This window comes from Nocardioides perillae (assembly GCF_013409425.1).
Lineage (GTDB): Bacteria > Actinomycetota > Actinomycetes > Propionibacteriales > Nocardioidaceae > Nocardioides > Nocardioides perillae.
Genome location: NZ_JACCAC010000001.1, coordinates 2,047,154 through 2,070,868 on the forward strand (window position 1 = coordinate 2,047,154; position 23,715 = coordinate 2,070,868).

Annotated in this window: 16 protein-coding genes, 1 tRNA gene and 3 rRNA genes; 12 read left to right on the plus strand and 8 right to left on the minus strand. The window is 70.7% G+C overall.

Going from position 1 to position 23,715, the window contains the following annotated elements; translation table 11 throughout:
- From BJ989_RS09490 to BJ989_RS09510, 5 genes are all read left to right on the plus strand, one after another.
- The gene (locus tag BJ989_RS09490; RefSeq protein ID WP_218848789.1) at positions 1 to 1,089 is read left to right on the plus strand and encodes an alpha-hydroxy-acid oxidizing protein; all 1,089 of its coding nucleotides are present in this window, start codon (positions 1 to 3) and stop codon (positions 1,087 to 1,089) included.
- Between the two features lie 479 nt (positions 1,090 to 1,568).
- Positions 1,569 to 3,086: ribosomal RNA gene (locus BJ989_RS09495) — 16S ribosomal RNA — on the plus strand.
- A gap of 392 nt (positions 3,087 to 3,478) precedes the next feature.
- Positions 3,479 to 6,595, plus strand: a 23S ribosomal RNA gene (locus tag BJ989_RS09500).
- Positions 6,596 to 6,788: 193 nt separating this feature from the next.
- A 5S ribosomal RNA gene (gene rrf / locus BJ989_RS09505) occupies positions 6,789 to 6,906 on the plus strand.
- Together the 16S, 23S and 5S rRNA genes form the textbook arrangement of a ribosomal RNA operon.
- A gap of 97 nt (positions 6,907 to 7,003) precedes the next feature.
- Positions 7,004 to 7,990, plus strand: coding sequence for a tetratricopeptide repeat protein (locus tag BJ989_RS09510; RefSeq protein WP_179517997.1), 987 nt, complete (start codon positions 7,004 to 7,006; stop codon positions 7,988 to 7,990).
- 15 nt (positions 7,991 to 8,005) lie between these two features.
- Here the strand turns inward: BJ989_RS09510 and BJ989_RS09515 are convergent, their stop codons facing one another.
- A complete protein-coding gene (locus tag BJ989_RS09515; RefSeq protein ID WP_179517998.1) occupies positions 8,006 to 8,530 on the minus strand; it encodes a hypothetical protein in 525 nt (174 codons plus the stop codon).
- Between the two features lie 173 nt (positions 8,531 to 8,703).
- Here BJ989_RS09515 and BJ989_RS09520 point away from each other — a divergent pair, with 173 nt between their 5' ends.
- Positions 8,704 to 9,222 (plus strand): DUF3145 domain-containing protein, encoded by a 519-nt coding sequence (locus BJ989_RS09520; protein WP_425489988.1) that lies wholly within the window; start codon positions 8,704 to 8,706, stop codon positions 9,220 to 9,222.
- A gap of 102 nt (positions 9,223 to 9,324) precedes the next feature.
- Here the strand turns inward: BJ989_RS09520 and BJ989_RS09525 are convergent, their stop codons facing one another.
- From BJ989_RS09525 to BJ989_RS09550, 6 genes are all read right to left on the minus strand, one after another.
- Positions 9,325 to 10,764 carry an acyl-CoA carboxylase subunit beta gene (locus tag BJ989_RS09525; RefSeq protein WP_179518000.1) on the minus strand — a complete coding sequence of 480 codons (1,440 nt, stop codon included), beginning with the start codon at positions 10,762 to 10,764 and terminating at the stop codon, positions 9,325 to 9,327.
- Positions 10,761 to 12,056 carry a beta-ketoacyl-[acyl-carrier-protein] synthase family protein gene (locus tag BJ989_RS09530; protein ID WP_179518001.1) on the minus strand — a complete coding sequence of 432 codons (1,296 nt, stop codon included), beginning with the start codon at positions 12,054 to 12,056 and terminating at the stop codon, positions 10,761 to 10,763. Before BJ989_RS09530 ends, BJ989_RS09525 begins: the two co-directional genes overlap by 4 nt.
- A 136-nt stretch (positions 12,057 to 12,192) precedes the next feature.
- On the minus strand, positions 12,193 to 12,438 hold the full coding sequence (locus BJ989_RS09535) for an acyl carrier protein (RefSeq protein ID WP_179518002.1): 246 nt from the start codon (positions 12,436 to 12,438) through the stop codon (positions 12,193 to 12,195).
- A gap of 95 nt (positions 12,439 to 12,533) precedes the next feature.
- Positions 12,534 to 13,538, minus strand: a complete 1,005-nt coding sequence (locus BJ989_RS09540) for a beta-ketoacyl-ACP synthase III (RefSeq protein WP_179518003.1) — start codon at positions 13,536 to 13,538, stop codon at positions 12,534 to 12,536.
- Positions 13,538 to 14,722, minus strand: a complete 1,185-nt coding sequence (locus tag BJ989_RS09545) for an acyltransferase domain-containing protein (RefSeq protein ID WP_179518004.1) — start codon at positions 14,720 to 14,722, stop codon at positions 13,538 to 13,540. The genes BJ989_RS09540 and BJ989_RS09545 overlap by 1 nt, the downstream gene beginning before the upstream one ends.
- 78 nt (positions 14,723 to 14,800) lie before the next feature.
- Entirely contained in the window at positions 14,801 to 16,054 is a 1,254-nt protein-coding gene (locus BJ989_RS09550) for a PucR family transcriptional regulator (protein WP_343049228.1), read from the minus strand.
- Positions 16,055 to 16,197: 143 nt separating this feature from the next.
- On the opposite strand from BJ989_RS09550, the gene BJ989_RS09555 reads away from it, so the two are divergent.
- The gene (locus BJ989_RS09555) at positions 16,198 to 17,205 is read left to right on the plus strand and encodes an alpha/beta fold hydrolase (protein WP_179518005.1); all 1,008 of its coding nucleotides are present in this window, start codon (positions 16,198 to 16,200) and stop codon (positions 17,203 to 17,205) included.
- 40 nt (positions 17,206 to 17,245) lie between these two features.
- Here BJ989_RS09555 and aceE read toward each other — a convergent pair whose 3' ends face one another.
- Positions 17,246 to 20,038 carry a pyruvate dehydrogenase (acetyl-transferring), homodimeric type gene (gene aceE, locus BJ989_RS09560; protein ID WP_179518006.1) on the minus strand — a complete coding sequence of 931 codons (2,793 nt, stop codon included), beginning with the start codon at positions 20,036 to 20,038 and terminating at the stop codon, positions 17,246 to 17,248.
- A gap of 206 nt (positions 20,039 to 20,244) precedes the next feature.
- Between aceE and BJ989_RS09565 the strand changes: the two genes are divergently transcribed.
- From BJ989_RS09565 to BJ989_RS09585, 5 genes are all read left to right on the plus strand, one after another.
- Entirely contained in the window at positions 20,245 to 20,709 is a 465-nt protein-coding gene (locus BJ989_RS09565) for a DUF3052 domain-containing protein (RefSeq protein WP_246283422.1), read from the plus strand.
- A complete protein-coding gene (locus tag BJ989_RS09570; protein ID WP_179518007.1) occupies positions 20,709 to 22,337 on the plus strand; it encodes an AMP-binding protein in 1,629 nt (542 codons plus the stop codon). Before BJ989_RS09565 ends, BJ989_RS09570 begins: the two co-directional genes overlap by 1 nt.
- Before the next feature lie 94 nt (positions 22,338 to 22,431).
- Positions 22,432 to 22,926, plus strand: a complete 495-nt coding sequence (locus BJ989_RS09575) for a peroxiredoxin (protein ID WP_179518008.1) — start codon at positions 22,432 to 22,434, stop codon at positions 22,924 to 22,926.
- A gap of 192 nt (positions 22,927 to 23,118) precedes the next feature.
- Positions 23,119 to 23,190: transfer RNA gene (locus BJ989_RS09580), tRNA-Val, on the plus strand.
- Positions 23,191 to 23,344: 154 nt separating this feature from the next.
- Positions 23,345 to 23,713 carry a hypothetical protein gene (locus BJ989_RS09585; RefSeq protein ID WP_179518009.1) on the plus strand — a complete coding sequence of 123 codons (369 nt, stop codon included), beginning with the start codon at positions 23,345 to 23,347 and terminating at the stop codon, positions 23,711 to 23,713.
- Positions 23,714 to 23,715: the final 2 nt, after the last annotated feature.

Sequence of the window (23,715 nt, forward strand, 5' to 3'; positions counted from 1 at the left end):
GTGCCGCACGAGGGCGCGGGGCAGCCGCTGGACGCCGCCCGCTGGGTCGACGAGCTGGCCCGGCGGGCGCGCACCGCGCTCCCGCCCGAGGTCGTCGAGTACGTCCTGCAGGGCGCCCGCGACGGCGTGACCGCGGCGGAGGCGGTCGACTCCTGGCGGCGCGTGCGGCTCGTGCCGCGCGTCCTGCGCGGTGTCGACCGGGTCGACCTGACCACCCCGCTGCTCGGCGCCCGTGTCCGCGCGCCCCTGGGGGTCGCGCCGACGACGCTCCAGCGGGCCGTCCACCCCGAGGGCGAGGCGGCCGTGGCGCAGGCCGCCGCCGCAGCCGGGGTCCCCGTGGTCGTCTCCAGCAACGCCGGCACCCCGTTCGCCGACGTCGGCGCGACCGGTGCGCGCTGGTGGGTGCAGGTCTACGTGCCCCAGGACCGCGCGCTCGCAGAGCCCCTGCTCGACCGCGCGGTCGCCGCCGGCGCCGAGGCGGTCGTCCTCACGGTGGACACCCCCGTCGTCGGCACCAAGTACGCCGCGGGCGAGCGGCGGGTCTGGGACGTCGTCGACCCCGCCTGGCTGCGGGTCAACCTGGACCCCGGTCAGGAAGGCGCGCCGGGCTCGGAGAAGGCGCGCGACCTCGGGCCCGCCGACGTGGCCTGGCTGGGGGAGCGCACCGGCTTGCCCGTGGTGGTGAAGGGGGTGCTGCACCCCGACGACGCACGCGTGGCGCTGGCGGCCGGCGCCGCCGGGGTCTGGGTGTCCAACCACGGCGGACGCCAGCTCGACCGGGCCGTCGCCACCGTCGACGCGCTCCCGACCGTCGCGGCGGCCGCGCGGGCCGCGGCGCCGGGTGCCCTGGTCCTGGTGGACGGTGGCGTGCGCGGCGGCCTCGACGCGCTGGCGGCCCTCGCCCTGGGAGCCGACCTCGTGATGCTCGGCCGTGCCCCGTTGCTGGCACTGCTGGACGGGGCGGACGGGGTGGCCCGGCTGCTGTCGCTGGTCGCCGACGAGCTCGCGGACGCCTTGCTGCTGGCGGGGTGTGCCACCCCGGCCGAGGCCGCGGCGCTGCTCGCGGCCGGGCCCGGGTCGACCTCGTGACCGGGGTCACCCCGGACCGATTTGACCGCCACCCCCGCCCGGCATAGTGTTCTACCTGTCGCCGGGAGCGACGGGGAGCAAGGCCGGTCTGGTCGGGCTCCCGGCCCCGAGTAGACCGCCCCTCACCGGGCAGCGCACACCGAGCTCGACTCGCACGCGCTGCACCACCGAGGGACCGGAACCGAAACGCTGCCGGTTTGGCAGCGCGGACAACGCCCGGTAAAGTACGACGCCGATGCCCCGGGACGGGGCGGGGAGCGAGTCCCCGTTTTCCGCCCGAGCGCGTGTGATTCTTGAGAACTCAACAGTGTGTCATTGATAGTCGACGAATTATTTTTGCCCGTCCGGCTCTCATCGTGTGGCTGGCTGCTCTTCGTGGGTGGTTGGTTGGTGGGGGTTGTACGGATTCCTTTGTGGATGATGATTCTGGCAATGAAGATTGTCAGGGTTTGTTCTGCTTGGGTTTGCTCTTTTGTTTTTCAACGGAGAGTTTGATCCTGGCTCAGGACGAACGCTGGCGGCGTGCTTAACACATGCAAGTCGAGCGGTAAGGCCACTTCGGTGGTACACGAGCGGCGAACGGGTGAGTAACACGTGAGTAATCTGCCCTTCACTTCGGGATAAGCCTCGGAAACGGGGTCTAATACCGGATATGACTCAAGGCTGCATGGTCTTGGGTGGAAAGTTCCGGCGGTGGAGGATGAGCTCGCGGCCTATCAGCTTGTTGGTGGGGTGATGGCCTACCAAGGCTTCGACGGGTAGCCGGCCTGAGAGGGTGACCGGCCACACTGGGACTGAGACACGGCCCAGACTCCTACGGGAGGCAGCAGTGGGGAATATTGGACAATGGGCGGAAGCCTGATCCAGCAACGCCGCGTGAGGGATGACGGCCTTCGGGTTGTAAACCTCTTTCGCCTGTGACGAAGCGCAAGTGACTTTAGCAGGTAAAGAAGCACCGGCCAACTACGTGCCAGCAGCCGCGGTAATACGTAGGGTGCGAGCGTTGTCCGGAATTATTGGGCGTAAAGGGCTCGTAGGCGGTTTGTCGCGTCGGGAGTGAAAACCAGGTGCTCAACACCTGGCCTGCTTCCGATACGGGCAGACTAGAGGTATGCAGGGGAGAACGGAATTCCTGGTGTAGCGGTGAAATGCGCAGATATCAGGAGGAACACCGGTGGCGAAGGCGGTTCTCTGGGCATGACCTGACGCTGAGGAGCGAAAGTGTGGGGAGCGAACAGGATTAGATACCCTGGTAGTCCACACCGTAAACGTTGGGCGCTAGGTGTGGGATCCATTCCACGGGTTCCGTGCCGCAGCTAACGCATTAAGCGCCCCGCCTGGGGAGTACGGCCGCAAGGCTAAAACTCAAAGGAATTGACGGGGGCCCGCACAAGCGGCGGAGCATGCGGATTAATTCGATGCAACGCGAAGAACCTTACCTGGGTTTGACATACGCCGGAAACACCTAGAGATAGGTGCCCTTTTTGTCGGTGTACAGGTGGTGCATGGCTGTCGTCAGCTCGTGTCGTGAGATGTTGGGTTAAGTCCCGCAACGAGCGCAACCCTCGTCCTATGTTGCCAGCACGTCGTGGTGGGGACTCATAGGAGACTGCCGGGGTCAACTCGGAGGAAGGTGGGGATGACGTCAAGTCATCATGCCCCTTATGTCCAGGGCTTCACGCATGCTACAATGGCCGGTACAAAGGGCTGCGATCCCGTGAGGGGGAGCGAATCCCAAAAAGCCGGTCTCAGTTCGGATTGGGGTCTGCAACTCGACCCCATGAAGTCGGAGTCGCTAGTAATCGCAGATCAGCAACGCTGCGGTGAATACGTTCCCGGGCCTTGTACACACCGCCCGTCACGTCACGAAAGTCGGCAACACCCGAAGCCGGTGGCCCAACCCGCAAGGGGGGGAGCCGTCGAAGGTGGGGCTGGCGATTGGGACGAAGTCGTAACAAGGTAGCCGTACCGGAAGGTGCGGCTGGATCACCTCCTTTCTAAGGAGCACGCACCGTGACTCCTCTGCCGTCTGGGTGGGGGAGCGTTGAGTGGTGTTCGCTAGTGGAATCGTCGGTGAATGGCTGGCCTGTCTGTGTGGCTGCTGTCCTCAGTACTACCTGCTGCTCGTCTCTCCTTGTGGGGGGTGGGTGTGGGTGCGGAACCTGGGTGGTGGTCGTGTGGGTGGGGTGGTCGGTTTTGGCACACTGTTGGGTCCTGAGGGATCACGCGTCGCCCCTGTAGGTGTGGGGGTGGGTGGGGTTGCTCTGGTTCCCGGGCTCATGCCCCGCCGGTTGGTGGTGTGTGTGGGTGGGCCGGGTTGTTGTTTGAGAACTGCACAGTGGACGCGAGCATCTTTGTAGCAATTGTTGTGTCGAGTTTGTTCGATGCGAGACAAGCTGTGAAGGGCACATGGTGGATGCCTTGGCACCAAGAGCCGATGAAGGACGTAGGAGCCTGCGATAAGCCCTGGGGAGTTGGCAACCGAGCGTTGATCCGGGGGTGTCCGAATGGGGAAACCCAGCTGGAGTCATGTCCAGTTACCCGCGCCTGAACACATAGGGCGTGTGGAGGGAACACCGGGAAGTGAAACATCTCAGTACCGGTAGGAAGAGAAAACAACAGTGATTCCGAGAGTAGTGGCGAGCGAAATCGGATGAGGCTAAACCTCATGCGTGTGATAGCCGGCAGGCGTTGCGTGTGGGGGGTCGTGGGACGCATTTTTGTCAGTGCTGCCGTACTGGCGCAGAGTAAGAAACCAGCCGTGAAGTTGAAGCCCACTGGAAAGTGGCGCCGGAGAGGGTGAGAGCCCCGTACGCGTAAGTGGCTGGCTCTGTGAGTGTGTTCCCAAGTAGCACGGAACCCCTGAAATTCCGTGTGAATCTGGCGGGACCACCCGTTAAGCCTAAATACTCCTTGGTGACCGATAGCGGACAAGTACCGTGAGGGAAAGGTGAAAAGTACCCCTGGCGGGGAGTGAAATAGTACCTGAAACCATGTGCCTACAATCCGTCGGAGCATCTCCTTGTGGGGTGTGACGGCGTGCCTTTTGAAGAATGAGCCTGCGAGTTTGCGTTGTGTTGCGAGGTTAACCCGTGTGGGGAAGCCGTAGCGAAAGCGAGTCCGAACAGGGCGTTTGAGTAGCGCGATCAAGACCCGAAGCGGAGTGATCTATCCATGGGCAGGTTGAAGCGCGGGTAAGACCGCGTGGAGGACCGAACCCACTTAGGTTGAAAACTGAGGGGATGACCTGTGGATAGGGGTGAAAGGCCAATCAAACTCCGTGATAGCTGGTTCTCCCCGAAATGCATTTAGGTGCAGCGTTGCGTGTTTCTTGCCGGAGGTAGAGCACTGGATAGCCGATGGGCCCTACCAGGTTACTGACGTTAGCCAAACTCCGAATGCCGGTAAGTGAGAGCGCAGCAGTGAGACTGCGGGGGATAAGCTCCGTAGTCGAGAGGGAAACAGCCCAGACCATCAGCTAAGGCCCCTAAGCGGTGACTAAGTGGAAAAGGATGTGGAGTCGCAGTGACAACCAGGAGGTTGGCTTGGAAGCAGCCACCCTTGAAAGAGTGCGTAATAGCTCACTGGTCAAGTGATTCCGCGCCGACAATGTAGCGGGGCTCAAGTCATCCGCCGAAGCTATGGCATTCACACATATAGCTAAGCCTTCGTGGTTCAGGTGTGTGGATGGGTAGGGGAGCGTCGTGTCGGGAGTGAAGCTGCCGAGTGATCGAGTGGTGGATCCGACACGAGTGAGAATGCAGGCATGAGTAGCGAATCACGTGTGAGAAACACGTGCGCCGAATGATCAAGGGTTCCAGGGTCAAGCTAATCTGCCCTGGGTAAGTCGGGACCTAAGGCGAGGCCGACAGGCGTAGTCGATGGACAACGGGTTGATATTCCCGTACCGGCAAAGTAGCGCCCATGACGAACCCGGTGATGCTAAGTGCCCGAAACCCATCGGATCGGACCCTTCGGGGCGAGACTGGTGGGCGTAGCGCACGACCCGATCTGGTAGTAGTCAAGCGATGGGGTGACGCAGGAAGGTAGTCGGACCGTGGCGATGGTTGTCCACGGCCAAGGGTGTAGGACTCCACGTAGGCAAATCCGCGTGGTGCATGTCTGAGACCTGATGGGGACCCGTATGGGGAAGTCGATGATCCTATGCTGTCGAGAAAAACCTCTAGCGAGCTATGCGCCGCCCGTACCCCAAACCGACTCAGGTGATCAGGTAGAGAATACCAAGGCGATCGAGTGAACCATGGTTAAGGAACTCGGCAAAATGCCCCCGTAACTTCGGGAGAAGGGGGGCCGGATCCGTGACACACCTTGCGTGTGGAAGCGGTGATGGCCGCAGAGACCAGGCCCAAGCGACTGTTTACTAAAAACACAGGTCCGTGCGAAGTTGTAAGACGATGTATACGGACTGACTCCTGCCCGGTGCTGGAAGGTTAAGGGGACGAGTCAGCACACCTTGTGTGTGCGAAGCTCAGAACTTAAGCCCCAGTAAACGGCGGTGGTAACTATAACCATCCTAAGGTAGCGAAATTCCTTGTCGGGTAAGTTCCGACCTGCACGAATGGAGTAACGACTTGGGCGCTGTCTCAACCATGGACTCGGCGAAATTGCACTACGAGTAAAGATGCTCGTTACGCGCGGCAGGACGGAAAGACCCCGGGACCTTTACTATAGTTTGGTATTGGTGTTTGGTTCGGCTTGTGTAGGATAGGTGGGAGACTGTGAAACCTCGACGCCAGTTGGGGTGGAGTCATCGTTGAAATACCACTCTGGTCGTACTAGATGTCTAACCTAGGTCCGTGATCCGGATCAGGGACAGTGCCTGATGGGTAGTTTAACTGGGGCGGTTGCCTCCTAAAATGTAACGGAGGCGCTCAAAGGTTCCCTCAGCCTGGTTGGCAATCAGGTGGCGAGTGTAAGTGCACAAGGGAGCTTGACTGTGAGACAGACATGTCGAGCAGGGACGAAAGTCGGAACTAGTGATCCGGCGCTGGCATGTGGAAGCGGCGTCGCTCAACGGATAAAAGGTACCCCGGGGATAACAGGCTGATCTTCCCCAAGAGTCCATATCGACGGGATGGTTTGGCACCTCGATGTCGGCTCGTCGCATCCTGGGGCTGGAGCAGGTCCCAAGGGTTGGGCTGTTCGCCCATTAAAGCGGCACGCGAGCTGGGTTTAGAACGTCGTGAGACAGTTCGGTCCCTATCCGCCGCGCGCGTAGGAAACTTGAGAAAGGCTGTCCCTAGTACGAGAGGACCGGGATGGACGAACCTCTGGTGTGCCAGTTGTTCCGCCAGGAGCACGGCTGGTTGGCTACGTTCGGAAGTGATAACCGCTGAATGCATCTAAGCGGGAAGCACGTTTCAAGATGAGGTTTCCCACCCGCTTGACGGGGTAAGGCCCCCAGAAGATCACTGGGTTGATAGGCCGGAGGTGTACAGCAGTGATGCCCAGCCGACCGGTACTAATAGGCCGAGGGCTTGTCCCACACACCATCGACCACTCTCTCGACACCTGCGAGAGCTATGTGATGTCACGCGTCCACTGTGCGGTTCCCGAACCACAACCCACCCACGGGAGAAACAACTCCACAAAGGGTGGACCACCACCACACCCCCCGAGCCGCCACACACGTGTGTGGCAGCACGGGACAACCGGTGAGGTGGGGGTTCGACAAGTGTTACGGCGGCCATAGCGAAACGGGAAACACCCGGTCCCATTCCGAACCCGGAAGTTAAGCCTTTCAGCGCCGATGGTACTGCAACCGCGAGGTTGTGGGAGAGTAGGACGCCGCCGGACAACCCCTTACGAGGAGGCCACCCCAGTCTGGGGTGGCCTTCTCGCATTCCAGGGCCGACGCCGGTGCGCGGGCCCCACGAGACGACGAGGACGACACATGGCGGATCAGCGACGACCGAGCAGCGGCAGCGGCGGCGGCGACCGCCGGCGCGAGGGCCAGGGTCGGGGCCGGCCCGCGGGTGCGTCGAGCGGCTCGAGCGCCGGTCGGGGGCGCGCCGACGACCGGCGCGGTGCGCGCGGCGAGGACCGGAAGGGCCCCCGCGGCGACGACCGCAAGGGCCCGCGCGCCGACGACCGCAGGGGCCCCCGCGCCGACGACCGGCGCGGCGCACGCAGCGACGACCGGCGGGGCGGCGACCGCCGCGCTCCCCGCACCGAGCGGGAGCGCCCGGTGGACCAGGCGACCTACGACGGTCCGCCGCTGCCCGAGGACGTCACGGGCAAGGAGCTCGACCGCTCGGTCGCGGCCCAGCTGCGTGGTCTGCCGGAGAAGCTGGCGGCCCGCGTCGCGCGCCACCTGGCGGCGGCCGGCATGCTGATCGACGAGGACCCGGAGACCGCCTACCGCCACACGCTCGCCGCCCGGGCGCGGGCGTCGCGCATCGCGGTCGTGCGTGAGGCCACCGGCGAGGCGGCGTACGCCGCGGGTCACTACGCCGAGGCGCTGGCGGAGCTGCGCGCGGCGAAGCGGATGAACGGCGCCACGGCCTACCTGCCGATCATGGCCGACTGCCACCGCGCCCTCGGTCAGCCCGAGCAGGCGATCAAGCTGGCGAAGAGCCCGTCGGTGGCCAACTTCGCCCCCGAGCCCAAGGCCGAGATGACGATCGTCGAGGCAGGCGCACGACGTGACCTGGGCCAGCTCGACGCCGCGCTGCGCACGCTCGAGCTCGCGCCCCTCAACAACAAGTCGCGCGGGTCCTGGGTGGTGCGGTTGCGCTACGCCTACGCCGACACCCTCGAGGCCGCCGGTCGCGCCACCGACGCGCTCGAGTGGTTCCACCGCACCCACGCCATCGACGCCGACGAGCTCACGGACGCGGCCGACCGGGCCGCCGCGCTCGAGGCGCGGTCGCAGGGCTGACCGAGGTGACCCGGGTCAGCGCTCGGTGATGACGACCTCCACGGTGCGCCCGGCCTGCTGCTCGCCCCACTGCCACCCGTCGCGGTAGGCGACCCGGAGGCCCTCGAGCACGAGGCGGCCCGGCTCCTCGGCGACCACCTCGAGCACGAGCTGGTCACCGGGTCGCAGCGTCGTGCCCTCGGCCGGCACCACCGAGGTGCAGAAGGCGGACGGGTCGCGGGTGGCCGAGACGGAGCCGCCGCGGCACACGTGTGCCGTCAGCTCGTCGCCGGCGCCGAGGGCGGACCGGTCCCAGCCGACCTCCCGCAGCTCGACCGCGCGGTCGTCGACGCTCAGCACGCCGAGCGTCACCGGGGTCCCGGCCGCGGTCTGCGCGGCGACGCTCCCGTCGCTGGGCAGCGGGGCCGGGTGTGCGGCGTACCAGCCTGCAGCCGCGACCAGCCCCGCCGCGAAGAGTGCCCACCACGACCGCGACCGGATCCGGGTGCCGCCCGTCAGGGGCAGGTCGCCGGGGGAGCCGGGCTCGACTGCGGTGGTCACCGGGCGAGCGTGCCACACCCGCGCCGCGCCGGGTGCCCGTCAGCACTGGCGCGTCGCGTCCTCGTGCGCCACAATGGTGCTACAACGACACACGTGTCACACGACTGCACTCATCTCCTCGACGAGACCGCTGGGGAAGGCGTACCTCGACGCCGGAGATGGAGGAGGTCACCGTGACCACACGCACCAGCACCCGTGCTGCGACGAGAGGCGTCCTGTACGTCCACTCGACGCCGTCCGCACTGTGCCCTCACATCGAGTGGGCCGTGGGCGGCGTCCTCGGCGCGCCCGTGGACCTCGCCTGGACGCCGCAGCCGGCGCAGGCGGGCACCTACCGCGCCGAGCTGTCCTGGACCGGCGACGTCGGCTCCGCGGCCGCCATCACCTCTGCGCTGCGGGGGTGGAACCACCTGCGCTTCGAGGTCACCGAGGAGCCCACGTCCGGTTCGGAGGGGGTGCGCTTCTCCTGCACGCCCGACCTCGGCGTCTTCCACGCCGTGACCGGGCTCCACGGCGACCTGATGATCCCCGAGGACCGGCTGAAGGCAGCGGTGGTCAAGGCCGCGCTCGGTGACACCACGCTGCTGCTCGAGGTCGACAAGCTGCTGGGCAAGCCCTGGGACGACGAGCTCGAGACGTTCCGGCACGCGGGCGACGGCGCCCCCGTGCGCTGGCTGCACCAGGTCGTCTGAGCGCCGGGCGCGAGGCACGAGGGCGCGACGGCCGCGTCGCGACCTGTGGAGCGTGACGAGGGGCCGGCACCACCCCGGTGGTGCCGGCCCCTCGAGCGCTGCTCAGAGCGGGATGTTGCCGTGGTGGCCGCGCCGCACCCCGTGGGTGTCGACGGCCTCCGCGATCGCGCGGGCCAGGGCCGTGCGCGTCGCCGACGGCGCGACGACCTCGTCGACCACCCCGATCTCGACGGCCTTGTCGACCCCGCCGGCGATGCGCTCGTGCTCGGCGGCGAGCTCGGCCTCGACCTGGGGCCGGATGTCGGGTGCCACCTCGGCCAGGCGGCGGCGGTGCAGGATGCGCACCGCCGCGACCGCCCCCATGACGGCCACCTCGGCGCCCGGCCAGGCGAAGACCTTGGTGGCGCCGAGCGAGCGGGCGTTCATGGCGATGTAGGCGCCGCCGTAGGTCTTGCGGGTCACGAGCGTCACGCGCGGCACGACGCACTCGCCGAAGGCGTGCAGCAGCTTCGCGCCGCGGCGGACGACGCCGTCCCACTCCTGCCCGACGCCGGGCAGGTAGCCCGGCACGTCGACCAGCACGAGGAGCGGCACCCCGAAGGCGTCGCACATCCGCACGAAGCGCGACGCCTTCTCCGCGGAGGCGCTGTCGAGGCAGCCGCCGAGGCGCAGCGGGTTGTTGGCCACCACGCCGACGGTGCGGCCGCCCAGCCGCCCGAGGGCGACCACGACGTTGGGTGCCCAGCGGGTGTGCAGCTCGGTGACGGTGCCGGTGTCCAGCAGCTCCTCGACCAGGGGGTGCACGTCGTAGGCGCGCTTGGGCGAGTCCGGCAGCACGGCGGCGAGGTCGCGGTCCTCGACGGCGGCCACGTCGAGCAGCCCTTGGTCGCCGAGCAGCGCGGCGACCGCGCGGGCCCTGTCGAGGGCCTCGCGCTCGCTGTCGGTGAGGATGTGGACCACGCCCGAGCGGCGGCCGTGGGGCTCGGGCCCCCCGAGCCGCAGCATGTCGACGTCCTCGCCGGTGACCGACCGCACGACGTCGGGTCCGGTGACGAAGATGCGGCCCTCGGGGCCCAGCACCACGACGTCGGTCAGGGCCGGGCCGTACGCCGCGCCGCCGGCTGCCGGTCCGAGCACGACCGACACCTGGGGGACCACGCCGGAGGCCTGCGTCATGACCTGGAAGATCCGGCCCACGGCGTGCAGGGAGAGCACGCCCTCGGCCAGCCGCGCGCCGCCGGAGTGCCACAGCCCGATGATCGGCAGGCCGTCGGTGATGGCGCGGTGGTAGGCGTCGACCACGACCTGGCAGCCCTTCTCGCCCATCGCGCCACCCATGACGGTCGCGTCGGAGCAGAAGGCCACGACGCGGGTCCCCTCGACGGTGCCGACCGCGGCGAGCATGCCGGAGTCGTCGTCGGGGGTGAGCAGCGACAGGCTGCCCTCGTCGAGGAGCGCGGTGAGCCGGTGGACGGGGTTGCGCGGGTCCTCCTCGCGCGGCAGCTTGACGCGCGCGGCCGGGGCGGCGGCGGGGGCGCTCACCCGGCGCTCCGGAAGGCGAGGGCGACGTTGTGACCGCCGAAGCCGAAGGAGTTGTTCAGCGCGGCGAGGTCACCGCTCGGCAGCTGCCGCACCTCGGCGGCGAGGTCGAGGCCGACGTCCTCGGGGTCCTCGAGGTTGATCGTGGCGGGGACGGTGCGGTGGTGCAGGGCGAGCACGGTCGCGACCGACTCGAGCGCGCCTGCCGCACCCAGCAGGTGGCCGGTCATCGACTTGGTCGACGTCACGACCGCGCCGGCAGCGGCGTCGTCGCCCAGCGCCTGGCGGATGGCCAGCGCCTCGGCGACGTCGCCCTGCGGGGTCGAGGTGGCGTGGGCGTTGATGTGGGCCACGTCGGCGGGGGAGAGGTCGGCCTCGCGCAGGGCGCGGACCATCGCCCGGGTGGCGCCGAGGCCGGCCGGGTCGGGCTGGGCGATGTCGTGGGAGTCGGCGGTGATGCCGGCGCCGGCCGCCTCGGCGTAGACCCGTGCGCCGCGCGACTCGGCGTGCTCGGCGGACTCGAGCACGAGCACGGCCGCGCCCTCGCCCAGGACGAAGCCGTCGCGGCCGGTGTCCCAGGGGCGCGACGCGGCGGCAGGGTCGTCGTTGCGCTTCGACAGCGCCATCATCTGGCCGAAGGCCGCCATGGGCAGCGGGTGCACGGCGGCCTCGGTGCCGCCGACCACGACGACGTCTGCGCGGCCGAGGCGGATCAGGTCGATGCCGAGGGCGATCGACTCGTTGCCCGAGGCGCAGGCCGACACCGGGGTGTGGACGCCGGCCTTAGCCCCGACGGTGAGACCGACGGCGGCGGCCGGCCCGTTGGGCATCAGCATGGGGATGGCGAGGGGCGAGACGCGCCGCGGGCCCTTCTCGAGCAGCGCGTCGTAGTTGGACAGCAGGGTGGTCACGCCGCCGATGCCGGAGGCGATCGCGACCGCGAGCCGCTCGGGGTCGACGCCGGCGAGCGACGCCGCGTCCTCGCCCTCGTCGCCGCTGGTCGTGCTCACCGCGCCCGGGAGCGCCAGGCCTGCGTCGGCCCACGCCTCGAGCGCGGCCACCATCGCGAGCTGGCCCGAGCGGTCCATCCGCCGGGCCTTGACCCGGTCGAGGACCTCGCCGGGCTCCACCGCCACGCGCGCGGCGATCCGCGCGCCGAGGGGCTCGGCCCAGGCGTCCTCGAGCGCGCGGACGCCGGAGCGGCCCTCGAGCAGGGCGTTCCAGGTGGTGGGGACGTCGCCGCCGACGGGAGAGGTGGCTCCCAGGCCGGTGACGACGACGCGGGTGTGCTTCATCCAGGTCTCCGCTCGCGTGTGCAGGTCTGCTGCCGGGTCGGTGCCGGGCTGCTGGTGGGGGTGAGGTGGGAGCGAGCCCCGCGCGGCGGCGTACGGCGGGTGGTGCCGGCCGCCGCGACCGGTGCTCGGGCGGACCTCAGCCCTGGGCGCGCTCGATGTAGGCGACGGCGTCGCCGACGGTCTTGAGGTTCTTGACCTCCTCGTCGGGGATGGTGACGCCGAACTTCTCCTCGGCTGCCACGACGACCTCGACCATCGAGAGCGAGTCGACGTCGAGGTCGTCGACGAAGGACTTGTCGAGCTGGACGTCCTCGGCCGGGACGCCCGCGACCTCGTTGACGATCTCGGCCAGGTCGGTGCGGATCTCCTCGGTGGTGGCCATGGGCCTTCCTTCCTTCGGTTGCGGGCCCGGTGCGGGCCTCGTGGGGTGGTGCTGAGGGGGTGCTGCGGACGCAGCGGGCGCCCGGGGTGGGGCGATCAGGGGACGGTGACGACCTGGGCCGCGTAGGCCAGGCCGGCACCGAAGGCGACGAGCAGCGCGGTGTCGCCCGAGCGGGCGTCGCCGTCGCGCACCAGCCGGTCGAGCGCGAGCGGCACGGAGGCGGCGGAGGTGTTGCCCTGCTCGGCGACGTCGCGCGCGATGCGCACGTGGGCGGGCAGCTTCATCGCCCGCGCCATGGCGTCGGTGATGCGCATGTTGGCCTGGTGGGGCACGAAGAGGTCGAGGTCGTCAGGGGTGAGGCCGGCCCGCTCGAGCGCTTCGCTGGCGACCCCGGCCATGGTGAAGGCCGCCCAGCGGAAGACCTCGTTGCCCTGCATCACGAGGTGGGGCATCCGGGGCGACTCGGAGGCGAGCACGTCGCGCCAGTCCTCCCGCGACCGGATGAGGTCGGCGCGGGCGCCGTCGGAGCCCCACACGACGGGGCCGACGCCGTCGGCCTCACCGGGTCCGACGACCACCGCGCCGGCGCCGTCGGCGAAGATGAAGGCGGTGCCGCGGTCGGTCGGGTCGGTGATGTCGGAGAGCCGCTCGACGCCGACGACGAGCACGTGGCGCGCGGAGCCGCCGCGCACCATGTCGGCGGCGAGGGCCACGCCGTGGCAGAAGCCGGCGCAGGCGGCCGAGAGGTCGAAGGCGGCGCCCTGGCTGCCGAGCTCGTGCGCGACCAGGGCCGCGACGGCCGGGGTCTGCACGAGGTGGGACACGGTGGCGACGACGACGCAGTCGATCTCCGCAGCCGCGACGCCGGCCTGCTCGAGCGCCTGCCGCGAGGCGGCCACGGCCATCATCTGGACGGTCTCGTCGGGGGAGGCGAAGCGGCGCTCCTTGATGCCCGAGCGCTGCTGCACCCACTCGTCGCTGGAGTCGATCGCCTCGACCACCTCGGCGTTGGGCACGACGCGGCGCGGGCGGTAGGCGCCGAGCCCGAGCAGGGTGGCGTGGGGCGCGCCGGTCGGGGCGGTGAGGACGCGGCCGGGCATCAGGCGGCGCCCTGCGGGTGCAGGCGCACGAGCGGCTGGCCGGGGGAGACGAGGTCGCCGTCCTCGACGAGCCACTCCACGACCTGGCCGCCGTGGGGCGCGGTGACGGTGGTGCGGTCGCGCAGGCTCGCGACGTCGCCGATCGTGGCCTCCGGCGCGAGCACGTCGGCCGCGGCGGCGGCCTCGTCGAGGTGGAAGGTGCCCTTCGCCGGGGAGACCACCATCCGCCAGGTGGGCGTGGTGTCGATGGAGGAGGCCTCCCCGTGCTTGTCGACGAAGGCGCGCGCGGCGTCGAGCTGGTCGGGGGTCTTCAGCGCGAAGGTCTCGACGCCCTTCATCGCCCGCTTGGCGATGCCGGTCAGGGTGCCGGCGGGCGGCATCTCGAGCACGCCGGTCACGCCGAGGTCGAGCATCGTGTCCATGCACAGGTCCCAGCGCACGGGGCTCGCGATCTGCCCCACGAGCCGGGCGAGGACGTCGCGCCCGTCGTGGACGACGCGACCGTCGCGGTTCGAGATCACCGGAGTGCGGGGGTCGTGGGTCGAGACCGAGCGGGCCAGGCGGCCGAGGTGCTCGACGGCGGGCGCCATGTGCTGGGTGTGGAAGGCGCCGGCGACCGACAGCGGCACGAGGCGCGCCTTGGCGGGCGGGTCGGCGGCCAGGGCCTCGAGCTGGGCGAGCGTGCCGGCCGCGACGACCTGACCGGGGCCGTTGTCGTTGGCCGCGGTCAGCCCGTGGCGCCCGAGCGCGGCGAGCACCTCGTCGCGCTCGCCGCCGAGCACCGCGGTCATCCCGGTGGGCGTGGCGGCGGCGGCCGCGGCCATCGCCCGGCCGCGCTCGCGGACCAGCACCATCGCCTGCTCGGCCGAGATCACCCGGGCGCCGGCCGCTGCCGCGATCTCGCCCACGCTGTGGCCGGCGACCGCGCCGATGGTCGAGAACGCGTCGGCCGGGTGCGGGAAGAGCTCGAGGGCGGCGACGAGGCCGGCGGCGACGAGCAGCGGCTGGGCGACCTCGGTGTCGCGGATGGTCTCGGCGTCGGACTCCGTGCCGTGGTGCACGAGGTCGAGGCCGGCGACGGTGGAGAGCCACGCGAAGCGCGAGGCGAAGGTCGGGTCCTCCAACCACGGGCGGAGGAGGCCGGGGGACTGGGCACCCTGACCGGGGGCGACGATGACGAGCACGTGTCCATCCTGCGGGCGCACCGCCCTCGCGCCCGTGGGCGACGGGCACCAAACTGCCGGGCGGGTCTTGTCGGGTTCTTACAAAGTCGGCGGTGTCGGGCGGGTGGTTCGCCGCGACTGGCGCCCGAGCACGAGCGCGATGCGCAGGGTGAAGCCCTGGCGCGGGTCCGTCGGCACCAGGCCGGTCACCTCGGCGACGCGCCGGAGCCGGTAGCGCACCGTGTTGGCGTGCACGAAGAGCGCCCGCGCGGTGCCCTCGACCGAGGCGCCCTGGTGGAAGTAGGCGCCGAGCGTCTCCACCAGCGCCCCGCCCGCGGCGACCAGCGGGGCGTGCACCTCCTCGACGAGGTGGCGTCGGGCGTGGCCGTCGCCGGCCAGCGCCCGCTCGGGCAGCAGGTCGGCGGCGTGCACCGGGCGCGGTGCCTCCGGCCAGCCCGCTGCGGCACGGTGCGCCGAGACCGCGGCGCGGGCGGAGAGGTGCGCGGTGCTGAGGTCGGGGGTGACGGGACCGACGACGACGGGCCCGTCGCCGAACTGCTCGCTCACGACGGCAGCGGCGGCGGTGGCCTCGGCCGCGGTGGCGCCGACGCCACCGAGGACCACCACGAGCCGGTCGCCCTGGGTCGCGCAGAGCGCGTCGCTGCCTGCGGCGCGCGCGGTGCGGCGTACGTCGTCGAACAGGTCGGTCTCGGGCCGCGAGCCCGGCACGGGGCCGAGCACCACGCAGACCCCGCCGCGCGCCGACCAGCCGAGCGCGCTGGCGCGCGACAGGACCGTCTCGTCGGGCTCCGAGCGCAGCACGGAGTCGACGACGAGGGCCTCGAGGCGCGCGTCCCAGGCGCCCCTGATCTCGGCGGCGCGGGCGTAGACCTCGGCGGTGGCGAAGGCGACCTCGCGGGCGTAGCGCAGGACGGCCGCGTGGACGGTCGCGGCGTCGCGGGGGTCGACGACGCCGTCGACGTGCTCCTCGACGACCTCGATCGAGAGCCGCACCAGGTCGACGGTCTGCTGCAGGTTGATGACGCCGGTCAGCGCGCGCGGCGCGGCCCCGAAGACCTCGGCGGCGACGGCGTGCTCGCCGACCCCGCCGGCACCCCCGGCCCGGTCGTCGCCCTCGGCGCGGAACCAGTCGACGAAGCCCCGCACGCCCGCCTGCAGGATCAGCCCGACCCACGAGCGGTCCTCGGCGGACAGGTCGCGGAACCACGCGACCTCGGCCTCCATGCGCGCGGTCGCCGCGGTGCTCAGCCGCCCGCCCGCCCGCAGCAGGGCGGTCGCGGCCCGCTCGCGGGAGGGTGCCCCCGGGTCCGCGGGGGCGGCGTCGGCGGCCACGAGGCGACCCTACCGCCGCGCAGCCGCGGGGGTCGGGCACGAGGACTCCCAAGCAGGGAAGGGGATTCTCTGCTCCCGGTGGGTACCGAGGTGGTTGAATCGGGACCGGCCCGCCCCCGCGGGCCCGCACACCAGGAGGCTCGATGAGCCCACGCCCCACCCGAGCAGCCGTCGGCGCGCTCACCCCCCAGCACGTCACCGTGCACGGTCACCGGCGCGTCTTCGTCAGGGCCGGTCGGGGCCCCGCGCTGCTGCTGCTCCACGGCCTGGGCTGCGACCACACCACGTGGGCGCCGGTGGTCGCCGACCTCGCCAAGCGCTACACGGTGATCGCGCCCGACCTGCTCGGGCACGGCGCGTCGGACAAGCCGCGTGCCGACTACAGCCTGGGCGGCTACGCCAACGGGATGCGCGACCTGCTGACCGTGCTCGGGATCGACCGGGTCACGGTCGTGGGCCACAGCTTCGGCGGCGGCGTCGCGATGCAGTTCGCCTACCAGTTCCCCGAGCGCACCGAGCGCATGGTGCTGGTCGCCCCCGGCGGTCTCGGCCCCGAGGTGACCCCGGCCATCCGCGCCATCACGACCCCCGGCTTCCACCAGGCCCTCGGGCTCCTGACCCTGCCCGGGGTGCGCCACCTCGGCGGTGCGGCGATGCGCGCCCTCGCGCGCACCGGCCTGCCGCACACCCGCGACCTCGCCGAGGTCGCCGACATCTACGACTCGCTGCGCGACCCCGCTGCGCGGGCCGCGATCCGCCACGTCGTGCGCGCGGTGGTCGACTGGCGCGGCCAGGTCGTCACCATGGCCGACCGCGCCTACCTCACCGCGGCGATGCCGATGTGCGTGGTGTGGGGCGAGGACGACGACGTCATCCCCGTCTCGCACGCCGCCAACGCGGCCGCGCTGGCCCCCGGTGCCCGGGTCGAGATCGTGCCCAACGCCGGCCACTTCCCGCACAAGGACCACCCGCAGCGCTTCGTCAAGACGGTCCACGACTTCGTGCGCACCACCGAGCCGGCGCTGCACTCGCGCGCCCGCTGGCGCCAGCTGCTGGAGCAGGGTGCGCCGGTCGAGCCCGTCGAGGCCGAGGCCGGGCAGGCCCCGGTCGACCCCGTGCCGCACGTGCACGGCGCCGGGTCCCCCGCCTGAGCGGAGCACCCGGCGCCGGCCGGTCGTGCGGGGTCGTGCCTCAGGCGTCGCCGCCCTCCTGCTTGCGGTCCTTGACCGCGGTCGGGTCGTCGATGCGGTACTTCTCGAAGGCCTGCACGACGACGCCGGGGTCGACCTGGCCGTCGTCGGCGAGCGCCTGCAGCGCCTGCACCACGACCGACTCGGCGTCGACGTGGAAGAAGCGCCGCGCCGCGGGCCGGGTGTCGGCGAAGCCGAAGCCGTCGGTGCCGAGCACCCGGTAGTCGGCCGGCACCCAGCGCGCGATCTGCAGCGGCACCGCCGCCATGTAGTCCGACACCGCGACGACGGGCCCGGCGTGGCCGCGCAGCTTGTCGGTGACGTAGGGCGTGCGGGCCTCGTCGGCGGGGTGCAGGAGGTTGTGCTCCTCGGCCGAGACCGCGTCGCGGGCCAGCTCGTTCCACGAGGTCACCGACCAGGTGTCGGCGCGCACGCCCCAGTCCTCGGCCAGCAGCCGCGCGGCGTCCTCGACCCACGGGTAGCCGACGCCGGAGGCCAGCAGCTGCACGCGGGGACCCTCGCCCTCGGCGGTGGAGACCTTGTGCAGGCCCTTGAGGATGCCCTCGACGTCGACGTCGTCGGGCTCCTTGGGCTGGCTGATCGGCTCGTTGTAGACGGTGAGGTAGAAGATCACGTCCTCGCCGTGGGGGTGCTGCTCGGTCGCGCCGTACATCCGCTCGAGGCCGGACTGCATCACGTGCGCGACCTCGTAGGCGAAGGCCGGGTCGTAGTGCACGACCGCCGGGTTGGTCGCCGCCAGCAGCGGCGAGTGGCCGTCGGCGTGCTGCAGGCCCTCACCGGTCAGCGTCGTGCGACCGGCGGTCGCGCCCACGAGGAAGCCCTTGGCCAGCTGGTCGGCCATCGCCCAGATCGAGTCGCCGGTGCGCTGGAAGCCGAACATCGAGTAGAAGATGTAGAACGGGATCATCGGCTCGCCGTGCGTGGAGTACGCCGACCCCGCGGCCGTCGCCGACGCCATGGCCCCGGCCTCCGAGATGCCCTCGTGCAGCATCTGGCCCTGCTCGGACTCCTTGTAGGACAGCAACAACTTGCGGTCCACGGACTCGTAGCGCTGACCGCCGGGGTTGTAGACCTTGGCGCCCGGGAACATCGAGTCCATGCCGAAGGTGCGGTACTCGTCGGGCGCGATCGGCACGATGCGCTTGCCGATCTCGGGGTCCTTCATCCAGTCGCGCAGCAGCCGGACGGTCGCCATGGTCGTGGCGACCTTGTTCTTGCCCGAGCCCTGCTTGATCTCGGAGTAGACCGCGTCGCCGGGCAGCGTCAGGGGCTTGGCGCGCACGTCGCGGCGCGGCAGCGACCCGCCGAGCTGGCGGCGCCGCTCGAGCATGTAGTCGATCTCGGGGGAGTCGGCACCGGGGTGGAAGAACGGCGCGGTGCCGGTCTCCTCGTAGGCGCGCTCCAGGTCGCGGTCGGAGATGGGGAGGTAGAGCCGGTCGCGGAACCTCTTCAGGTCGTCCTGCGTCAGCTTCTTCATCTGGTGGGTGGCGTTCTTGCCCTCGAGGGCGTCGATCGTCCAGCCCTTGATGGTCTTGGCGAGGATGACCGTCGGCTGCCCGGTGTGCTTCGTGGCGGCGTCGAAGGCGGCGTACACCTTGCGGTAGTCGTGGCCACCGCGCGGCAGCTTCTCGATCTGGGTGTCGCTCATGTGCTCGACCATGGCCCGCAGCCGCGGGTCGGCGCCGAAGAAGTGGTCGCGGACGTAGGCGCCGTCCTCGACCGAGTAGGTCTGGAACTGCCCGTCGGGCGTGGTGTTCATCTGGTTGACCAGCACGCCGTCGACGTCGCGGGCGAGCAGCTGGTCCCACTCGCGGCCCCACACGACCTTGACGACGTTCCAGCCGGCGCCGCGGAAGTTGGACTCCAGCTCCTGGATGATCTTGCCGTTGCCCGTCACGGGGCCGTCGAGCTGCTGCAGGTTGCAGTTGACGACCCAGGTGAGGTTGTCGAGCTCCTCGCGGGCGGCCACGCGGATCGCGCCGAGCGACTCGGGCTCGGCCATCTCGCCGTCGCCGAGGAACGCCCACACGCGCTGCTGCGAGGTGTCCTTGATGCCGCGGTTGTGCAGGTAGCGGTTGAAGCGCGCCTGGTAGATCGAGTTGAGGCCGGTCAGGCCCATCGAGACCGTCGGGAACTCCCAGAAGTCCGGCATCAGCCGCGGGTGGGGGTAGGACGGAAGGCCCGCGCCGGGGCCGTGCTGGACCTCCTGGCGGAACCGGAAGAGCTGCTCCTCGCTCAGGCGGCCCTCGAGGAAGGCGCGGGCGTAGACGCCGGGGGAGCCGTGGCCCTGGATGAAGACCTGGTCGCCGCCGCCGGGGTGGTCCTTGCCGCGGAAGAAGTGGTTGAAGCCGACCTCGTAGAGGCTGGCCGAGGACTGGTAGGTGGCGATGTGGCCGCCGACCTCGAGGCCCTTGCGGTTGGCCGCCGAGACCATGACCGCGGCGTTCCACCGGATGAACGCCCGGATGCGGCGCTCGGTCTCCTCGTCGCCGGGGAACCACGGCTCGCGCTCGGGCGGGATGGTGTTGATGTAGTCGGTGCTGCGTAGGGCCGGGACGCCGACCTGCGACTGGCGGGCCCGCTCGAGCAGGCGCAGCATCACGTAGCGCGCGCGCTCGCGGCCGCGGTCGCCGACGAGGGAGTCGAAGCTGTCGAGCCACTCCTGGGTCTCGTCGGGGTCGATGTCGGGCAGCTGGGTCGGGAGGCCCTCGTGGATCACCGAGGGGGTCGCGCCGCTGCGGGTGCCTGGGGTGGGGGTGGTTCCGTCGGTCACCGGCCCATCGTGGCACTCCCGTGAGCGGGAGGAAATCTACCCGCGAGTACGTCCGGAGGGCGGTCGCGCGGGTGGTGTGGCGCACGTCGTGGTTGCGCACGGGCCGCGACTCCGCTGGACTGGTGCCACCTGCGTCGACCGCCCGGTCGTCGCAGCCGGGGCCGGCCGGACGTGCCGGGCCCTCGCGCACGAGACGGAGGTCGGAGTTGAGCTCGACGGCGGGTGGCGGGTCCACCCAGACGCACGGCGACCAGCAGGAGGCGGCGACGCCGACGGGCGGTCCGGCCGAGCGCATGGGGTTGACGCGCGGGATGGTCGTGCAGGAGCTCGGCTGGGACCAGGACACCGACGACGCCCTCCGGGTCGCGATCGAGGACGCCATCGACGCCGACATGGTCGACGGCGACCACGGCAACGTCGTGGACGCGGTGGTGCTGTGGTGGCGAGAGGACGACGGCGACCTCGTCGACGGCCTCGTCGACGCCCTCACCGACCTCGTCGGCGGCGGCTCGATCTGGCTGCTGACCCCGAAGGTGGGGCGACCGCAGTCGGTCGACGCCGCCGACATCGCCGAGGCGGCACCCATCGCCGGGCTCGCCCAGACGACCACGGCGACCGTCAGCAAGGACTGGGCCGCCACCCGCCTCGTCGCACCGAAGCCCCCCGCCTGATGGCGACCTCCACGCCCTCCCGCCTCGTGCGGGAGCGGCTCGGCGCGGCCGGCACCAGCCTGCGGGTGCTCGGCGCGGCCGGCGTCGTGCGCCCCTACGGCCCGCGCACGCTCCTCGGGCTCGCCAAGGTGCTCAAGGACTGGGGCACCGGCCCCGCGGGCGGCTTCGCCTCGCTCGCCCTGCGCCACCCCGACCGCCCGGGCCTGGTCGACGAGCTCGGCACGCTGACCTTCGGCGAGGTGCACCTCCGCAGCAACGCGCTCGCCCGCGGCCTGCGCGAGCTGGGCGTCGGCGAGGGCGACGGCGTCGCGGTCATGTGCCGCAACCACCGCGGCTTCGTCGACGTCAGCATCGCCGCGGCGAAGCTGGGCGCGGACGTGCTCTACCTCAACACCGCCTTCAGCGGCCCGCAGCTGGTGGAGGTCCTCGAGCGCGAGGGCCCCACCGTGGTGGTGCACGACGAGGAGTTCACCGACCTGCTCGCCGAGGCGGCCACCGCCCACCGCCTGCTCGCCTGGACCGACGCCGAGCCGGCCGACGACGTCGTCACCCTCGAGCGACTCGTGCGCAGCGGCGACGAGGCCGACCTCGACCCGCCCGAGCGCCACGGCCGCATCGTCATCCTCACCTCGGGCACCACCGGCACGCCCAAGGGCGCCCCGCGCAACGAGGCCGGCGTCGACGCCGCGGTCGCGCTGCTCTCCCGGATGCCCCTGCGCTTCGGCTGGCGCACCCACGTCGCGGCCCCACTCTTCCACACCTGGGGCTTCGCCCACCTCGCGCTCGGCATGTTGCTGGGCTCGACCGTCGTGCTGCGGCGCCGCTTCGAGCCCGAGGAGTTCCTGCGCACGGTGGAGTCGGAGCGCTGCGACTCCGTCGTGGTGATCCCGGTGATGCTGCAGCGCGTGCTCGGGCTGCCCGAGGAGGTGCTCTCCCGCGCCGACCTCGGCCACGTCAAGGTCGTGGCGTCGTCGGGCTCGGCGCTGGCGGGCGACCTCGCCACGCGGTGGATGGACCGCTTCGGCGACCACCTCTACTCCACCTACGGCTCGACCGAGGTGGCCTACGCCAGCATCGCGACCCCCGAGGACCTCCGCGAGGCGCCCGGCACGGCCGGCCGCCCGCCGTACGCGACGATCGTGAAGATCCTCGACGAGCAGGGCCGCGAGGTGCCGCGCGGCACGACCGGGCGCATCTTCGTGGGCAACGGACTGCTCTTCGAGGGCTACACCGGCGGCGGCCACAAGGAGGTCGTCGACGGGCTGATGTCGAGCGGCGACGTCGGGCGCATCGGCGACGACGACCGGCTCTACGTCGAGGGCCGCGACGACGACATGATCGTCTCCGGCGGCGAGAACGTCTTCCCGCAGGAGGTCGAGGACTGCCTGGCTCGCCACGAAGCGGTGGCCGAGGCGGCCGCGGTGGGCGTCGACGACGACGAGTTCGGCAAGCGCCTGCGCGCCTTCGTCGCGCTGCGCGACGGCGCCGAGTGCACCGAGGAGGACCTCAAGGCATGGGTGAAGCAGAACCTTGCCCGCTACAAGGTCCCCCGCGAGGTGGTCTTCCTCGACGAGCTGCCGCGCAACGCCACCGGCAAGGTGCTGAAGCGCGAGCTCGACCGCGACTGACGACCGCGCGACCGAGGACCGCGGCCGGACCCGCGGCGGACGGGCGGTCGACCGGGGTGCACGCCTCGTGGGTGGTGGGTGGGAGGATGCGGTCATGACCGTCGAGGCCCCGACCGCGGCCGGGCTGCGCATCGGCGGCCCCGCGCCCGACTTCACCCTGCGCGACCAGTTCGGACAGGACGTCACGCTGTCGTCCTTCCGCGGGCACAAGGCGGTCGCGGTCTTCTTCTACCCCTTCGCCTTCTCCGGGGTGTGCACCGGCGAGATGGCCGGCATCCGCGACCACCTGGCCGACTTCTTGACCTTCGACACCGAGGTGCTGGCGATCAGCTGCGACCCGGTCTACGCCGTGCGGGCCTTCGCCGACGCCGACGGGCTGAACTTCCCGCTGCTCTCCGACTTCTGGCCGCACGGGGCCGTGAGCCGGTCCTTCGAGGTCTTCGACGAGCGCCGCGGCTGCCCGCACCGCTCGTCCTACGTCGTCGACAAGCAGGGCGTGCTGCGCTGGGCGGTGCACAACGCGGCCCCGGAGGGGCGCGACCTCGCCGAGCACCTGCGGCAGCTGCGCGCGGCCGCCGACGGTGACTGACCGGGCGGTCCAGACCGCTCGCGGCGGACGGTGGACGAAGCCTTCCGTCGCCGTGACCGCCCTGCTAACGTTCTCCACGTCGCGCCGCTGGAGACCCGAGACTCCAGCGGCGCGACTCTTGCGTTCCCGGTGACGTCGCCCCGGCGCGCTGTCGTAGTCTGTGCCCGCTCCCGGGCCGGCGGCCCGGGTCCCGGGCGTGTAGCTCAGCGGTAGAGCCCCTCGCTTACAACGAGGTGGTCGGGGGTTCGATCCCCTCCGCGCCCACCGCTCCCACCCGTCGTACGCCGTGAGGTGGCTGCGTGAGACCACTCTCACGGCAGCCTCACGGACACCTCACCACCGCTCGGCAGAGTCTTCGTCGTGGCCGACGCAGGGCCACGACACCCGGGCCCCAGGCCCTCGACGAAAGGGACTCACCGTGAAGAAGATCGCCTCCGCCTCCGTGCTCGGCCTCACCGGGCTCGTGACGGTCGGCCTGCTGTCGCTGCAGGCGCCGAGCGTGTCGGCCGACCCGGAGCTCGCCAAGCGCGAGGACGACACCCCGGAGCTGGTGCTGGTGGCCGACGACGACGACGACGACACCAACGACCAGACCCGCAGCCGGAACACCGGCGTGAGCCGCTCGACCGGCGACGGCACGCGCAGCAACTTCACCCGCGTGAGCCGAGACCGCGACCTGAGCCGCAGCGACAAGACGCGCGACTTCACCCGCGACGGCGGCAAGCTGAAGCGCGACTGGTCGGCCAACCGCACCAACGACCGCTCGCGCAACGACACCCGTCGGTGACC

Excerpts from the sequence above, each read along its gene's own strand:
- BJ989_RS09535 (WP_179518002.1), bottom strand. The coding sequence starts at position 12,438 with ATGGCCACCACCGAGGAGATCCGCACCGACCTGGCCGAGATCGTCAAC.
- BJ989_RS09510 (WP_179517997.1), top strand. The coding sequence starts at position 7,004 with ATGGCGGATCAGCGACGACCGAGCAGCGGCAGCGGCGGCGGCGACCGC.
- BJ989_RS09530 (WP_179518001.1), bottom strand. The coding sequence starts at position 12,056 with ATGAAGCACACCCGCGTCGTCGTCACCGGCCTGGGAGCCACCTCTCCC.
- BJ989_RS09575 (WP_179518008.1), top strand. The coding sequence starts at position 22,432 with ATGACCGTCGAGGCCCCGACCGCGGCCGGGCTGCGCATCGGCGGCCCC.
- BJ989_RS09555 (WP_179518005.1), top strand. The coding sequence starts at position 16,198 with ATGAGCCCACGCCCCACCCGAGCAGCCGTCGGCGCGCTCACCCCCCAG.
- BJ989_RS09570 (WP_179518007.1), top strand. The coding sequence starts at position 20,709 with ATGGCGACCTCCACGCCCTCCCGCCTCGTGCGGGAGCGGCTCGGCGCG.
- BJ989_RS09540 (WP_179518003.1), bottom strand. The coding sequence starts at position 13,538 with ATGCCCGGCCGCGTCCTCACCGCCCCGACCGGCGCGCCCCACGCCACC.